Origin of the sequence: Stappia indica, assembly GCF_020177335.1 — a bacterium.
GTDB classification, from domain to species: Bacteria; Pseudomonadota; Alphaproteobacteria; order Rhizobiales; family Stappiaceae; genus Stappia; species Stappia indica_B.
Map to the genome: position 1 here is coordinate 17,310 of NZ_JAIVMG010000017.1, position 14,248 is coordinate 31,557.

The 14,248-nt window shown below is 61.4% G+C and carries 14 protein-coding genes; 11 read left to right on the forward strand and 3 right to left on the reverse strand.

Annotated elements, in window-relative coordinates; all coding sequences use genetic code 11:
- Window positions 1–13: 13 nt before the first annotated feature.
- Entirely contained in the window at window positions 14–796 is a 783-nt protein-coding gene (locus LC062_RS19020; protein WP_224912589.1) for a YggS family pyridoxal phosphate-dependent enzyme, read from the forward strand.
- A gap of 431 nt (window positions 797–1,227) precedes the next feature.
- On the opposite strand, the gene LC062_RS19025 is transcribed toward LC062_RS19020, so the two are convergent.
- Both LC062_RS19025 and LC062_RS19030 read right to left on the reverse strand, forming a co-directional pair.
- Window positions 1,228–2,004: an enoyl-CoA hydratase-related protein gene (locus LC062_RS19025; protein ID WP_224912590.1), complete on the reverse strand. Its 777-nt coding sequence runs from the start codon at window positions 2,002–2,004 to the stop codon at window positions 1,228–1,230.
- Entirely contained in the window at window positions 2,001–3,035 is a 1,035-nt protein-coding gene (locus LC062_RS19030; RefSeq protein WP_224912591.1) for a zinc-binding dehydrogenase, read from the reverse strand. Before LC062_RS19030 ends, LC062_RS19025 begins: the two co-directional genes overlap by 4 nt.
- Before the next feature lie 167 nt (window positions 3,036–3,202).
- Between LC062_RS19030 and LC062_RS19035 the strand changes: the two genes are divergently transcribed.
- Window positions 3,203–4,369 carry an acyl-CoA dehydrogenase family protein gene (locus LC062_RS19035; RefSeq protein WP_224912592.1) on the forward strand — a complete coding sequence of 389 codons (1,167 nt, stop codon included), beginning with the start codon at window positions 3,203–3,205 and terminating at the stop codon, window positions 4,367–4,369.
- A gap of 21 nt (window positions 4,370–4,390) precedes the next feature.
- Here LC062_RS19035 and LC062_RS19040 read toward each other — a convergent pair whose 3' ends face one another.
- The gene (locus LC062_RS19040; protein WP_224912593.1) at window positions 4,391–4,879 is read right to left on the reverse strand and encodes a MarR family winged helix-turn-helix transcriptional regulator; all 489 of its coding nucleotides are present in this window, start codon (window positions 4,877–4,879) and stop codon (window positions 4,391–4,393) included.
- Window positions 4,880–5,082: 203 nt separating this feature from the next.
- Between LC062_RS19040 and LC062_RS19045 the strand changes: the two genes are divergently transcribed.
- The 9 genes from LC062_RS19045 to LC062_RS19085 are packed head-to-tail and all read left to right on the forward strand — an operon-like array spanning window position 5,083 to window position 14,076.
- The gene (locus LC062_RS19045; protein ID WP_224912594.1) at window positions 5,083–5,850 is read left to right on the forward strand and encodes an SDR family NAD(P)-dependent oxidoreductase; all 768 of its coding nucleotides are present in this window, start codon (window positions 5,083–5,085) and stop codon (window positions 5,848–5,850) included.
- A gap of 4 nt (window positions 5,851–5,854) precedes the next feature.
- The gene (gene badI / locus LC062_RS19050; RefSeq protein WP_224912595.1) at window positions 5,855–6,634 is read left to right on the forward strand and encodes a 2-ketocyclohexanecarboxyl-CoA hydrolase; all 780 of its coding nucleotides are present in this window, start codon (window positions 5,855–5,857) and stop codon (window positions 6,632–6,634) included.
- A gap of 37 nt (window positions 6,635–6,671) precedes the next feature.
- Window positions 6,672–7,898: an ABC transporter substrate-binding protein gene (locus tag LC062_RS19055; protein WP_224912596.1), complete on the forward strand. Its 1,227-nt coding sequence runs from the start codon at window positions 6,672–6,674 to the stop codon at window positions 7,896–7,898.
- Between the two features lie 49 nt (window positions 7,899–7,947).
- The gene (locus tag LC062_RS19060; RefSeq protein ID WP_224912597.1) at window positions 7,948–8,820 is read left to right on the forward strand and encodes a branched-chain amino acid ABC transporter permease; all 873 of its coding nucleotides are present in this window, start codon (window positions 7,948–7,950) and stop codon (window positions 8,818–8,820) included.
- A gap of 14 nt (window positions 8,821–8,834) precedes the next feature.
- Complete coding sequence (locus LC062_RS19065; protein WP_224912598.1) at window positions 8,835–9,770, forward strand: branched-chain amino acid ABC transporter permease; 936 nt, start codon at window positions 8,835–8,837, stop codon at window positions 9,768–9,770.
- Entirely contained in the window at window positions 9,767–10,519 is a 753-nt protein-coding gene (locus LC062_RS19070; RefSeq protein ID WP_224912599.1) for an ABC transporter ATP-binding protein, read from the forward strand. The genes LC062_RS19065 and LC062_RS19070 overlap by 4 nt, the downstream gene beginning before the upstream one ends.
- Complete coding sequence (locus LC062_RS19075) at window positions 10,519–11,226, forward strand: ABC transporter ATP-binding protein (protein WP_224912600.1); 708 nt, start codon at window positions 10,519–10,521, stop codon at window positions 11,224–11,226. The genes LC062_RS19070 and LC062_RS19075 overlap by 1 nt, the downstream gene beginning before the upstream one ends.
- Before the next feature lie 13 nt (window positions 11,227–11,239).
- Window positions 11,240–12,400: a cyclohexanecarboxyl-CoA dehydrogenase gene (aliB, locus tag LC062_RS19080; RefSeq protein ID WP_224912601.1), complete on the forward strand. Its 1,161-nt coding sequence runs from the start codon at window positions 11,240–11,242 to the stop codon at window positions 12,398–12,400.
- 32 nt (window positions 12,401–12,432) lie between these two features.
- Complete coding sequence (locus tag LC062_RS19085) at window positions 12,433–14,076, forward strand: cyclohexanecarboxylate-CoA ligase (RefSeq protein WP_224912602.1); 1,644 nt, start codon at window positions 12,433–12,435, stop codon at window positions 14,074–14,076.
- Window positions 14,077–14,248 lie beyond the last annotated feature (172 nt).

The following is a 14,248-nucleotide window of genomic DNA, read 5'->3' on the forward strand; positions in this document are numbered from 1 at the left end:
AGCTTGCTCTGACATGACAGCATCGTTGAACGTCGATCTTTCTTCGGAAGACGTAGCGCGCTTCGGGAACGATCCTGCCCGCACCTTTTCCGCCAACCTGCAAAATGTGCAGGAACGCATCGCGGCGACCTGTCGCCGATGTGGCCGCCAGCCTGAGGATATACGGCTTCTACCCGTCACCAAGACGGTTCCTGCTCATATCCTGCGTTTCGCTTTCGCAGCCGGCCTCTCGGAGTTCGGGGAAAATAAGCTACAGGAGGCGCGCGACAAGCAGGCAGCGCTTGCCGATCTTGCGATCCATTGGAACATCATCGGCCATCTCCAGACCAACAAGGTGAAATACCTTGTCCGCTTCGCATCGGAGTTCCACGCGCTTGACAGCTTCCGGCTGGCAGAGGAACTGAACCATCGTCTCGATGCGCAAGGGCGCGATCTTGATGTGTTCGTGCAAGTGAATACTTCTGGCGAGGCCAGCAAATACGGCTTGCACCCTGGCGAGCTGATGTCTTTCGTGGAACGCTTGCCGGAATATCCGCGTCTGAAACCTCGTGGCCTGATGACGCTGGCGATCTTTAGCGCGGATACCGAACGTGTACGGACCTGCTTCAGCCTGCTGCGCGCTCTGCGGGATCGGGCCGTCGCCGTTCATCCTGGTTTAATGCTGCTATCCATGGGCATGTCGGGGGATTATGAGACGGCCATTGAAGAGGGGGCGGATGTCGTTCGTGTCGGCCAGGCCATATTCGGCCCACGTCCGACTGATGATGCCTCCTACTGGCCCGGCTTCGTTTCATAGCGAATGACCGCATGATCGCCCCACCTGCCACGATACCGATCCGTCCTGAACGATGCCCATGACCTCGTGGTCGAGCTGGTGGTCCCCGAAGTATGAATGCATCTACCTGTGCGCTTGGGGAACCGGCTCGCAGGCCAAGGCCGGGCGTTGGTCAATGGAGCGCCTTCTACAATCACCAGCGGCGAGCATGTTTGCGCGATGACGGCGCTCTGGTTGCAGGCGAGGGGGCAGCCGGCGGCATCGTCCAGCTGCAGGGCCGTTTTCGTGCTGCAGCTGGATATTTCGTGGCGGAGCGCATGTTGTTTTTGGGTGCGAAGGTTGTAGCGAATAGAGCTTGGCCTGGTTGGGCATTTCTCGAGAACCCGGTGGAGCCGATGGAGAGTTTCCAAAGTCCTTCGCACGGTTTTTCCGATGGCATTGATGGTCGCCAATCAGCGATGTTTGAAGTTCGGCTTTCTTTTCTCGCTGAATGCGTTCATGCCTTCCTGCCGGTCCTCGGTCGCGAAGGTGGCATAGAGCAAACGGCGCTCCAGATGGATACCTTCGGCCAGGTGAGTCTCGTAGGCCTTGTTGATGGCTTCCTTGGCGATCATGACGATTGGCCGGGAGCTGCGGGCGATGCGCGCGGCCATGTCAAGCGCCGTATCGACCTGCGCCCCATCGGCAACAACGCGTGCGACCAGCCCTGCCTCCCGGGCTTCGTTGGCGGTCAGCGCCCGGCCGGTCAGGATCATGTCCATGGCAAGCGCCTTGCCGACCACCCGGGTCAGCCGCTGGGTGCCTCCGGCGCCGGGGATGATGCCGATCATCGTTTCCGGCAGGGCAAAGCGCGCGGATTCGGCGGCAACGATGATGTCGCACATCATGGCCAGTTCGCAGCCGCCGCCAACGGCGTGGCCCGATACCGCGGCAATCGTGGGTTTTCTGGCCGAGGCGATACGCTCCCAATTGGCGGTAATGAATTGCTCGGAAAAGACGTCGATGAAGGTCTTGTCCTTGATTTCCTTGATGTCTGCGCCTGCAGCGAAGGCCTTGTCCGATCCGGTCAACACGATCGCGCCAACGTTGGTATCCGCTTCCATCGTCTCGACGGCGTGCGAAAGCTCTCGTGTCAGTTGGTCGCTCAAGGCATTCAGAGCCTCGGGGCGGTTCAGGGCGATGAGCCCAACGCCGTCTTCGACCTGGGTGAGGAGGGTGTGGTAGGTCATGTGGCCGGCCTCGCGATGTCGATGATGATCTTGCCCAGGCGATCCGGAGCTTCGAGCCGGTCGAAGGCTGCGGGTACCTCGGTGAGCGGAAACACGGAATCGATCGGTGGAACAAAGGCGCCAGAGGCAAAGGCTTTGATCAATCGTCGGAACTCCTCGAAACTGCCCATCGTCGAGCCGTGAACCGACAACTGCCGGACGAAGAGACGTTGGATGTCTGCGGACGGATGCGCGCCAGTGGTCGCTCCGCAGGTCACAAGATGCCCCCCGCGCGCCGCCGATCTGAGCGAGGCGGCCCAGGTTCTCTCGCCGACATTGTCGATCACGAGATCGGCGCCGTCGCCGCCGGTCAGCCTCAGTACCGTTTTCGCGACATCCTCGGTGCCGTAGTCGATAACCTCGCCCCCGAGCTGACGGAAGTGATCCAGCTTTTCCCGGCCTGATGTGGACACGATCACCCGCGCACCAGCCATCCGGGCCAGTTGCATCGCCGCATAGGACACGCCGCCGCCGGCCCCTTGCACCAGCACGACTTGCCCAGGGCCAACGGGGGCCTTCCCGAATACCATGCGCCAGGCTGTAAGATACGCGACCCCGAGCGCGGCGGCGCCGTGAATATCGGCGTCTTGCGGCAAGGCCATGAGCGACGTCATCGGAGCCACTATTTCTTCTGCGAAGGTGCCGTCGCGGTGTTCGCCGAAAATGCGGGCGGAGGTGCACAGCGGCTGGTCGCCGTCCAGGCAATGCCGGCATCTCCCGCAAAACTCGTAAGGGTAGAAAATGACCCGGTCGCCGGTCGACATCCCGCATCCATCGGGGGCGTCGAGAATCTCTCCGACACCGTCGACGCCCATGGTCTGCGGTAGCGTGTGCGTGATCCCCGCGCCGGACTCTCGCATGTAGAGGTCGACGCGATTCACCGATGCCGCCAGCATCCGGACCCGCGCCATGCCGGGCAAGAGCGGCGGCGGTGCGATCTGCGCGAGGACAACGCCGGTTTTTCCGCGCGCGTTCAGGCGAATTGCTTGCATGTGATCCCCTCCCAGTCATCGCCCTCAAAGGCAACATATTGACGTTTATGGCGTCGCTGGCCTGACAAGATCAGCTCAAGACAGGCATTTTTTCCGCTTGGTATAGCCAGGAAGGCTATTGCTCAAAAAAATAAACGTCAATATGTTGTCTTAAAAAGGAGGATACTATGCCACTCGATCCAGATACCCGAGACCAGTTGATTGAAACCGTTGCCCGCTTTGTGGATGAGCGTCTGATCCCGCGCGAGTCAGAGGTTGCCGACAGCGACGCAATGCCGTCCGATGTTGTGCAGGAGATGCGCGAGATGGGGCTGTTCGGCCTCTCGATTCCGGAAGAGTACGGGGGGCTCGGCTTGTCGACCGAGGAGGAAGTGCTGGTCATGCTGGAGACCAGCCGTGCCGCACCGGCTTTCCGATCGTATTTTGCAACCAATGTGGGAATCGGCAGCCAGGGTATTGCGATTGACGGGACGCCCGAGCAGAGGGCGAAGTACCTGCCACGGCTTGCGACGGGCGAGTTGATCGGCTCCTTCGCCCTGACCGAACCGGATGTCGGGTCTGATGCCAGCAACGTCAAGACAACCGCGCGGCGCGAGGGGGACGTCTATGTCCTGAATGGCACCAAGCGCTACATTACCAATGCGCCGCATGCCGGGCTGTTTACGGTCATGGCGCGCACTGATCCCGAGACACGGGGTGCGCGCGGCGTGAGCGCATTCGCGGTCGAGGCGGGGGTGCCGGGTCTGTCTCTGGGGAAGCCTGAGCGCAAGATGGGTCAGCAAGGGGCACATGTCTGCGATGTCGTCTTTGACAACTGCCAGGTTCCGGCGGATGCGGTGATCGGCGGGATTGAAGGGCAGGGGTTCAAGACGGCGATGAAGGTGCTGGACAAGGGGCGTCTCAGCATCGCGGCGGCCTGCACTGGTCTTGGCGATCGAATCCTGGGCGACATGGTCGCCTATGCTGTCGAGCGAAGGCAGTTCGGACAGGCGATTGCCGAATTTCAGCTGTTGCAGGGGATGTTCGCCGACAGCAAGGCGGATATCGAGGCGGCGCGAGCGCTGGTTCTGGATGCCGCCCGCCGCCGGGATGCCGGCGAGAATGTCTCGATGGCGGCCGCCTGCGCCAAAATGTTCGCCTCCGAAATGGTTGGGCGTGTGGCTGACCGCAACGTGCAGGTGCATGGCGGTGCGGGCTATATCAAGGATTACCAGGCCGAGCAGCTTTTCCGCGATGCCCGGTTGTATCGGATCTACGAAGGCACGACCCAGATTCAGCAGACAATCATTGCAAGGCAGTTGGTTTCCGAGGCCCGCGAGAAGCTGGGGCTCTGAGGAAGCCGTACCCGGGGCGGCTCAGCCGCCCTGGGTGTTGTCCACGTCGTGCATGTTCTCTCGCATTCGATCAAGATAATGCAGGGCGTGTATGAGGTCGTTGTTGGACAGGTCTTTCATCGCGCCATCATAGAATCCGGCGATATCGGCCTGCATCTCTTCCCAGCGTTTCCACCCATCTGGCGTGAGCCGGATCAGGCGTGACCGGCTGTCTACCTTGCTCTTCTTTCGCTCGATCAGTCCCCGGTCCTCCATCCTTGAGAGGACGCCCGTCAGATTCTGCCGACTGACCATCAGCAGCGATGCGAGCTGGTGGACGGCAATGCCCTCAGCCCAACGCTCGCGCACGAGTGCGCCGATGATGGCCCATTGCTGAGTGGTGACGTCGTGGGCTTCGAGTGCCTTGGTGCCCGTCTTGTTGAGCAGGTTGGCGCACTGATAGAGCCGGAATGCGAGGCGGTTCATCAGCTGCGCCCGCAAGGCGGCACTTGTGTCAATATCTTGTTTCATATGTTTACCTTCGCGATTTTTAGGAGAAGCGTCAAGCTTGCGCGGGTCGTTGCCGAGAAAATTATAGCAATATATTGACAGATATTTGAGCCCTGCCATACGCTTTGGGAAATTGTGGTGCGAATCGAACGGAGCAGGTTGCGGTGGGAACCCTTGGGCGAGCCGCGGAGACTGCTGTTCGAGGCAGAGTTCAGGAGGATGGGGTGAGGAACCTTAAAGGCAAAGTAGTTGTCGTAACTGGCGGGGGTGGCGGCATAGGCTCCGCGACTTGCTTCAGGTTCGCGGAAGAGGGTGCGCGCGTCGTGGTCTGCGATATCAATGCGGAGGCCGCGCAGGCGGTCGTGGACCGTATTGTGGCAGATGGGGGGGAGGCCGCGTCGGTTTCAGCCGACCTGACCGATTTCGAGGCGACGCAAGCCGCGGTCACGACCATCGAGGAGGAATTCGGCCCGATCGACGTTCTGGTGAACAACGCGGGCTGGGACCTGTTTACACCGTTCCTCAAGTCAGGTCCGGACTTCTGGTCGAAGATCATCGACATCAACCTGCGGTCTGTCCTGAACATCACGCATCCGGTCCTGGAACGCATGAGCGAACGTGGCGCAGGCCGCGTGGTTTCGATCGCGTCCGATGCCGCCCGCGTCGGCTCCTCCGGCGAAAGTGTCTATGCCGCCTGCAAAGCCGGGGTGATCGCGCTCTCCAAGACCTTGGCGCGTGAGCATGCTCGCAAGGGGATTACCTTCAACTGCGTGTGTCCCGGCGTGACCGAGACCGTCATGCTGGATAATTTCATGGAAGCCGCGGGCGACAAGGAGAAGCTGCGCGAGGCTTTTCGCCGGGCGGTTCCGCTGGGCCGCCTTGGCCAGCCGGACGACCTTCCCGGTGCAATCCTTTTCTTTGCCTCCGACGATGCCGCCTTCATCACCGGCCAGGTGATTTCGGTGTCCGGCGGCCTGACCATGCATGGGTGAGACAATGGCCTACGAGGACATCCTTTACGACGTCAGGGACGGTGTGGCGCACATCACCATCAACCGCGCGGACAGGTACAACGCCTTTCGCGGTCAGACCTGCGAAGAGTTGATCGACGCGTTCAACCGTGCAGGGTGGGACAAGTCCATTGGTGTGATCGTCCTCTCGGGGGCGGGCGAAAAAGCGTTCTGCACAGGCGGCGACCAGTCGGCCCACGAAGGGCAGTATGACGGACGCGGCACCATTGGCCTGCCCATGGAAGATCTGCATTCGATCATGCGCGATGTGCCCAAGCCGGTCATTGCCAAGGTGCAGGGCTTTGCCATCGGTGGCGGAAACGTGCTGGCCACGGTCTGCGATCTGACCATCGCGGGGGACCGCGCTCAGTTCGGCCAGGTCGGCCCGAAGGTCGGCTCGGTCGACCCTGGATACGGTACGGCGTTTCTTGCCCGCGTCGTGGGGGAGAAGAAAGCCCGAGAGATCTGGTACATGTGCCGTCGTTACTCGGCGCAGGAAGCGCTGGCGATGGGGCTCGTAAACAAGGTCGTCCCGCACGAAGAGCTGGACGCCGAAGTGGACCGCTGGTGCGCCGAGATCATGGAAAAGTCGCCCACGGCCATCGCGCTCGCCAAGCGCAGCTTCAACATGGACACCGAGCACCAGCGCGGTATCGCCGGTCTCGGGATGCTGGGGCTCTCACTCTACTACGACACCGACGAAAGCAAGGAGGGCGGGGTCGCGTTCAAGGAAAAGCGCAAGCCCGATTTCCGCAAGTTTTCCTAAGTCCGGCCAAAGATCAAACCCTGGGGAGGAGAATGATATGGCTACCAAGACGAGAACTGGTGTTTCTGCGCTTGCTCTGGCAGCGGTGCTTACAAGTGCGGCTGCCGCCGAAGGCAATACGGTCAAGATCGGCTATGTGACCGGTCTGAGCGGCGCCTGCTCGAGCATCTCGGAAGACGGCTTGAATGGCACCAAGCTTGCGGTCGAAGAACTGAACGCCAAGGGGGGGATTCTCGGTCGCCAGATCGAGTTGATCGTGCGTGACAGTCAGACCAAGCCCGACGAAGGCGGCAAGCAGGCACGAGAACTGGTCGCTTCCGAAGGCGTGGATGTGCTCACGGGTGTCTGCTCGTCGTCGGTCCTTCTGGCCGTCGAGGCCGTGGCCGCCGAAGCGGGCGTTCCGCACTACGCGATCATCGGCTCGACCCAGAAGGCGAACATCGAGGCGTTCCAGCCGAACTTCTGGCAGATCCAGCCGAACGCGACCATGGAGGCTTTTGCGGCTGCGGCCTACGTTGCCAAGAAGGCCGAATGGAAGCGTATCCAGCCGATGGGCTACGACTACGAGTGGGGCCATACCTCGGTTGAAGCCTTCACCGAGCACCTGAAGGAACTGCGTCCGGACATCGAAATCACCGATCCGATTTTCGTCAAGCTGGGCGACAACAACATGGGCCCTTACATCGCGCCCGCGCTGTCGACCAAACCTGACGCAATCTATGCGGCGATCTTTGGCGGCGGCCTGGTGAACCTGATCAAGCAGGGGCAAGGGTTCGGCCTGTTCGAGCGTTCAAACCTTGTGACATTGACGACGGTCGATGCATTGCAGTCCATGGGCAGTACGATGCCCAAGACCGGTGTGTATGGGATCGCCCGTGCGCCCTTCTTCGCATTGCCGCCATCCGAGGAGCTTCCCGGCTTCATCGAGAGCTACCGCGCTGCCTACAACGAATATCCGACCGATTGGGCAGTGAATGGCTACGACGGCATCATGATCTACGCAGCCGCAGTCGAGGCCGCCGGTTCGACGGGCATGGATGCGCTGATGCCCAAGATCTATGGCGGCACCTTTGATGGCTTGCGGGGTGCGGGGCTGACCGTGCGCGCCTTCGATGGCCAGATGAGCGCGCCTGCCTATGTCGGCGCCATTGCGTTCGGTTCGGAATTCCCGTTCCCCACCCTGACGGATGTCGACATCGTTCCTGGTGAAACCCTGATGTGGAGCGAGGACAAGATCCAGGCGCTCCGCGGCGCAGCCAACTAGGGAGCGGCGCCCCCGCCACCCTCCAAGGTTGGCGGGGGCGCAATCAGATATGATCTGGGTCCAACTTGTGAACGGGCTGATGGAGGGCATGATGCTCTTCCTCATCGCCTCCGGTCTGACGCTGATCTTCGGCGTCTCGAGAATCGTGAACTTCGCCCATGGATCGCTTTACATGTTGGGCGCGTTCTTCACCTATGCGCTGGTGCCGTTGATCGCGCCAGGCACTGTCGGCGGTTTCTTCGCCTCTGTTCTGCTGGCCGGTCTTGGAGTTGCAGCGATCGGCTTGATCTTTGAGGTCATCGCACTGCGCCGTGTCTACGGCGCGCCGGAACTCATGCAACTGATCATCACCGTCGCGCTGGTTCTGATCATCCGCGACGTGGTGCGCTGGATCTGGGGGCCGAACAGCTTGTCGGTTCCCATGCCCGACGCATTCATGGGGGCCCTGCTGATCGGCGACAATTACTTCCCGATCTTTCCCTTTGTGATCTTTGGTGCCGGGCTGGCGGTCATGCTGGTGATGGTTGGGGTGATACGTTTTACCCGTGCGGGCATCCTGCTACGCGCAGGGACGGACGATCGCGGCATGGCCGCTCTTCTCGGCGTCAACGAAAAGCTGATCTTCTCCTCGGTCTTCGCAGTTGGTGCGCTGCTGGCGGGCATCGCCGGCGGATTGGCGGCCCCTTATGGCGACGTCAATTATCTGCTGGATACGACGGTGATCGTGACGGCCTTCATCGTGGTCGTGATCGGGGGGCTGGGGAACCTGTATGGGGCCTTTGCCGCGGCAATGCTCGTGGGCATCACGAAGGCCCTGGGCATCCTCTATTTCCCGCGCCTGTCCATGGTTCTGATCTTTCTCATCATGGCTGCTGTGCTTCTGGCCCGGTCGCTCGGACGCCAGGGAGGGCCTTCGCGATGAACGTTCTGCCGAAAATGACACCGCTGCGCTGGGGCATCGCAGGTGCGCTCATCGTCCTGCTGGAGCTGGTCAACCGGCTTGCGGGAGTGGGGATGTCTCTGGTGCTGACCGAGATGCTGATCCTGGCGCTCTTCGCCTCGTCGCTGAACCTTCTGATGAGCTACGGCCATATGGTCAGCTTTGGGCATGCCGCCTATTTCGGATTGGGCGCATATGGCTTCACCCTGGCGGTGGCGCGGTTCGATGTACCGGTGGAGCTGGCCGTTTTCATCGGCCCAATCGTCGCCGGGCTTGGAGGTCTTGTGTTCGGCGCACTTTGCGTGCGCCTGACCGAGATCTACTTTGCCATGCTGACGCTGGCCTGCGCACAGATCACCTTTACCGTTCTGTTTCAATGGTATGACTTCACCGGCGGAGATACCGGGATCACCGGTTTCATGAATCCGCGCTTCGGTCTCACCGAGCAGAACTTCATGACACTGGTTCTGGTGGTTCTGGTCCTGTGTCTTTTTGCAATGGCCTGGATCGTGAAATCTCCGCTGGGCCTGTCGATCCGCTCGGTCGGCCAGGACCGCTGGCGAGCCGAGGCGCTCGGCCTTGCCCCGCGCCGGGTGCAATTGACGGTCTTCGTGATTGCGTCGGTCTTTGCCGGGATCGCGGGGACCCTGTTCGCGGTTTTTCAAGGCAGCGCCTTTCCCGACTACGCGGGGCTGGGCTTTACGCTCGACGCCCTGATCATGGTCGTTCTGGGGGGGCTCAACAGTTTTTGGGGCGGCCTGGTGGGGGCGGTGATCCTGGTGCAGCTTGAGCACTGGGTGCTCATGGTCACCTCTCATTGGGAATTGATGCTGGGCCTGGCCGTTCTGGTGTTGGTGCTGGTCCTGCCGCAAGGCGTGGTGTCGGTTGCCGGTCGTCTTTCAAACATGCTTGGTCTTGGGAGGAAGAAATGAAGGAGCACTCCCTTCTGAGCGTGCGCGGTGTCCGCAAGACTTTCGGTCAGTTTGTTGCCCTGAACAACGTCGATTTCGACCTGCCTGCGGGCGAAAAGCACGCGCTGATCGGGCCAAATGGCGCGGGCAAGTCCACTTTCATTGCGTGCATCGCCGGTCAGCTCCCCGGCGTTGAAGGCACGGTCCTGTTCAAAGGCGAGGAGGTTACCGCAGCGGCACCCGTGGACCTTGCGCGGCGGGGCATCGGCCGGACGTTCCAGATTTCCCGTGCTTTTCTTGACATGAGCGCGATGGAAAACATGACCTCCGCCTTTGTCATCGCAAATGGCGCTTGGGCCAGTCTCCGGCGCTCGGTTCTTGCCAATGCTGAGGACAGTGCGCGCTCAATGCTGGAAACCGTCGGTCTCGGCGATCATGCGGGAAGCCGAGTTGCCGATCTCAGCCTTGGCGACCGCAAGCGGCTGGAATTCGGCATGGCGCTGGCGAACGATCCGGACCTGCTGCTGCTCGATGAACCGACAGCCGGGATGTCGATCAAGGAGCGCCATCACCTGATGGACCTCGTCGCCGCACGCATTGATGAAACCGGCAAGACGCTTCTGTTCGTCGAGCATGACATCGATGTGGTGCTCAAGATCGCGACGCGCGTGACCGTGATGGTGCGCGGCGCGGTTCTGGCCGCCGGGACGCCCGCCGAAATCGCCGAGAATGAAGAGGTTCAGGCGGTTTACCTGGGGGGGCACCACTGATGCTGAGTTTGAAAGATGTCCATGCGTCTTATGGCAAGGCCGAAGCGCTGCATGGAATCGACCTTGCGATCACCCCCGGCGAGGTGGTCTGCCTGATCGGTCGCAACGGCGTCGGCAAGTCATCGACGATGAGGTCCATTGTCCAGGACCAGATCTCTGTGCGCGGTGGTGCGGTGGAGTTCGAGGGGCAGTCGCTTGTCGGGATGCGCCCGCATGACGTCATCCGTCTGGGGGTCGGGTATGTCCCGGAAGACCGGCGTGTGTTTGCATCGCTGTCGGTTCTGGAAAACCTGAAAGTGCCGCGCCCTGTCAGGGATGTCTCCCGGCGGACCTGGTCGCTGGACCAGGTCTTTGAGCTGTTCCCTCAGCTTTATGACTATCGCCATCGGACCGCCGGGGTGATGTCGGGTGGGGAACAGCAGATGCTCTCCATTGCCCGCTCCCTTTTGACCCAGCCCAAGTTGCTGCTGCTTGACGAGCCGCATGAAGGCCTTGCCCCCAAGGTGGCGGAGGAAGTGGTCGACGCCATCGTCGCCCTGAAAGCCGAAGGTGTGTCGATGATGATTTCGGAGCAGGCGTTGCACACGATCCGGCGCTGCGCCGACCGCGTCTACGTCGTCGATCGCGGGGTGACGGTCTGGAACGGGACCGTGGATGATTTCTACGCCAATCCGGAAATTACCCGGAAATACCTGATGGTTCAGTAAGAGGAGGCCTCCCGTGAAGCGCACGATTTTTGACTCCGAGGAACTGGACTTGATCCGGGATCTGACCCGAAGGTTTGCGCAGGATCGCGTGGCCACCGGATATCAGCGGCGGGAAAATGCGGGCCGGATGGATATGGCGCTGGTCCGCGAAATGGGCGAACTCGGGCTCATTGCGCCTGAATTGCCCGAGGCGTTCGGCGGCATGGGAGCGGACTTTCTCTATTCCGGCGTCATCATCGAGGAAATTGCCAGGGCAGATTTTACTTTCGCCTATGTCTCGCTTCTGGCCTCGCTCACTGGCCAGATCCTGAATGCGTTTGCCCGGCCAGAGGTGGCTCGCGCCTGGCTGCCGGGGCTGACGGCGGGCGAGCATATGCTGGCCATTGCCCTGACCGAACCCAAGGGCGGGTCGGACGCGGCCAATTTGGGCCTGCGGATGGAGCGGGATGGAGACCACTACGTCATCAACGGTGAAAAGACCTCGATCTCCGCCAATCAATGCGCCAAGGGCGTCGTTACTTTCGCCCGGACGGGAAAGCCAGAGGACGGGGCGCGGGGTGTGTCCGCCATCCTGATCCCGCTCGACCTGCCGGGGATCACGACGTCGAAATTCGCGAACATGGGCCAGAACCAGATCGGACATGGCTCCATCTGGTTCGACAACGTCCGCGTCCCGGCCGACTACCTGTTGGGCGAAGAGGGCAAGGGCTTCATCCAGGTGATGCAGGGGTTCGATTTCTCGCGCTCGCTGATCGGGCTGCAATGCCTTGGGACCGCCCGGCAGTCGTTGGACGAGACCTGGGCTTATATCGGTGAACGGCGTGCTTTCAGCAAACCGCTGGCTGCGTTTCAGGGGGTGACCCATCAGCTTGCCGATTTCGACACCAGGGTCGAGGCGGCACGGCTTATGTCGATGAACGCGCTCTGGCTCAAGGATCGTGACCTGCCGCACACCGCTGAGGCGGCGATGACCAAATGGTGGCCGCCGCTTCTGGCCTATGAAGCGATCCACGCCTGCCTGCTGATCCATGGCCATGCCGGCTATGCCGAGGATCTGCCGTTCCAGCAGCGCCTGCGCGATGTGCTTGGCCTCCAGATCGGCGACGGCACGGCGCACATCATGAAAAACATCATCGCCCGAGAACGGGTCGGGAAGGACGCAGTGCGCGCCTGAGGCGTCTGCTGCAGCTGGGAGGAGGAACCACCATGGAATTCGATGCTGTTCTGATCGAGCCCCGCCGTGTTCAGTTGGAAGCGGATGGCTTTTGGCCAGGCAAGACGGTGGAGGGCTGTTTCGATGCGTGCCTCGCAAGGTCTCCCGATGACCTGGCGGTGACGTCCGTCAGTGTGACAGAGGGAACTCGGCGGGACCTGACTTGGGCAGAGCTCGATCTGGCCGCGGATCGGGTTGCGGTTGGCCTGCGCAAGTTGGGCGTGGGGCGCAAGGACGTCGTCACCTGCCAACTGCCCAACGGCTGGCAATTCGTTGCCCTCTACCTGGGGTGCTCGCGCATTGGCGCCGTGTTCAACCCGGTGATGCATATCTTCCGCGAGCGCGAATTGTCCTTCATGCTGGCGCATGGCGAAGCCAAGGTCTTCGTCGTCCCGAAGCTGTTCAACAAGTTCGACCATGAGAGGATGGCCGAAGGCTTGAAACCCGATCTGCCGCATCTGGAGCATATCGTGGTTCTGGGCGGCGGAGGCAGCAACAGCTTCGAGGCGCTTCTGGGAAACCCCGATTTCGATTCGGAACGGGACAGCATCGGGCGAGAGGCCTGCCTGGGGCCGAACGAGGTCGTCGAATTGATCTATACCTCCGGAACGACGGGCGAACCCAAGGGGGTCATGCATACGCCCAACACGATCCTGTCCAATCTCGTGCCCTTGTCCGAACGCCTGAGAATGGGACGTGCTGATGTGCTTCTGATGGCCTCGCCGATGGCGCATCAGACCGGCTTTGCCTATGGCCTGATCCTGCCGGTCATGCTTGGCGCTCGCATGGTTCTGATGGACAAGTGGGACAAGGGTGTCGCTGCCAATCTGGTCGAAAAGGAGGGTGTCACCTGGACCATGGCCTCGACGCCGTTCCTGATCGACCTGACCAATGCGGTGGAGGAGGGCGGTGCCGATTCAGCGTCGCTGCGCATCTTCTTGTGCGCGGGCACGGTGATCCCCGGGCCGGTGGTGGAGCGTGCGCAAAACGTGTTGGGCGCGCGTGTGATTTCTGCCTGGGGCATGACAGAGAACGGGGCCGTCACGACGGTCAGGCTCGAGGATCCCGACGATCAGTCGGCCATCTCCGATGGTTGCCCGTTGCCGGGGGTCGAAATTCAGATTCGCGATGCGGAGGGCAAACCTGTGGGAGCGGATGTGGAAGGGGACATCTTTCTCCGCGCCTGCTCCATCTTTGGCGGCTATCTCAAGCGGCCGCATCTGAACGCCATGGATGAAGACCATTGGTTCGAAACAGGCGATCGGGGCCGTGTCGATGCAAAGGGCTATGTCAGGATCACCGGCCGCTCAAAGGACATCATCATTCGGGGCGCCGAGAATATCCCGGTCGTCGAGGTCGAGGCGGAGCTTTATAAACACCCGGCTGTCGCGACCGTTGCAGTCGTCGGTGCTCCGGACGAACGGCTCGGCGAACGCGCCTGCGCCTTTGTCATCCCGAAGTCGGGACAATCGCTCGGCTTCGAAGAGATGCAGGAATTTCTGCAGGATCGCGGTCTGACCAAGCTCTACTGGCCCGAACGGCTGGAACTGCGCGACGCGCTGCCGATGACGGCGTCGGGCAAGATCCAGAAATTCGCGCTGCGCGGTGAACTCCGCAAGGAAGCGGGGCTGGAATGAGCTTCAGAGGGTAGGTTGCAGCTGTAGGCGGCGCAGCCGGGCCCATGGGGTTGTGCGGTCATCGACCGATTGGTTCCGGGTGGCATGTCGGGACTGGCGTTGATGGATATGTCCAGTCGTCGCCTGGACGGGTCGATCTTCCGGCTTGCCGGTGCAGGCTGGTTGGTGACCT

Excerpts from the sequence above, each read along its gene's own strand:
- LC062_RS19020 (WP_224912589.1), top strand. The coding sequence starts at position 14 with ATGACAGCATCGTTGAACGTCGATCTTTCTTCGGAAGACGTAGCGCGC.
- LC062_RS19025 (WP_224912590.1), bottom strand. The coding sequence starts at position 2,004 with ATGACCTACCACACCCTCCTCACCCAGGTCGAAGACGGCGTTGGGCTC.
- LC062_RS19030 (WP_224912591.1), bottom strand. The coding sequence starts at position 3,035 with ATGCAAGCAATTCGCCTGAACGCGCGCGGAAAAACCGGCGTTGTCCTC.
- LC062_RS19035 (WP_224912592.1), top strand. The coding sequence starts at position 3,203 with ATGCCACTCGATCCAGATACCCGAGACCAGTTGATTGAAACCGTTGCC.
- LC062_RS19040 (WP_224912593.1), bottom strand. The coding sequence starts at position 4,879 with ATGAAACAAGATATTGACACAAGTGCCGCCTTGCGGGCGCAGCTGATG.
- badI (WP_224912595.1), top strand. The coding sequence starts at position 5,855 with ATGGCCTACGAGGACATCCTTTACGACGTCAGGGACGGTGTGGCGCAC.
- LC062_RS19055 (WP_224912596.1), top strand. The coding sequence starts at position 6,672 with ATGGCTACCAAGACGAGAACTGGTGTTTCTGCGCTTGCTCTGGCAGCG.
- LC062_RS19060 (WP_224912597.1), top strand. The coding sequence starts at position 7,948 with ATGATCTGGGTCCAACTTGTGAACGGGCTGATGGAGGGCATGATGCTC.
- LC062_RS19065 (WP_224912598.1), top strand. The coding sequence starts at position 8,835 with ATGACACCGCTGCGCTGGGGCATCGCAGGTGCGCTCATCGTCCTGCTG.
- LC062_RS19070 (WP_224912599.1), top strand. The coding sequence starts at position 9,767 with ATGAAGGAGCACTCCCTTCTGAGCGTGCGCGGTGTCCGCAAGACTTTC.
- LC062_RS19075 (WP_224912600.1), top strand. The coding sequence starts at position 10,519 with ATGCTGAGTTTGAAAGATGTCCATGCGTCTTATGGCAAGGCCGAAGCG.
- LC062_RS19085 (WP_224912602.1), top strand. The coding sequence starts at position 12,433 with ATGGAATTCGATGCTGTTCTGATCGAGCCCCGCCGTGTTCAGTTGGAA.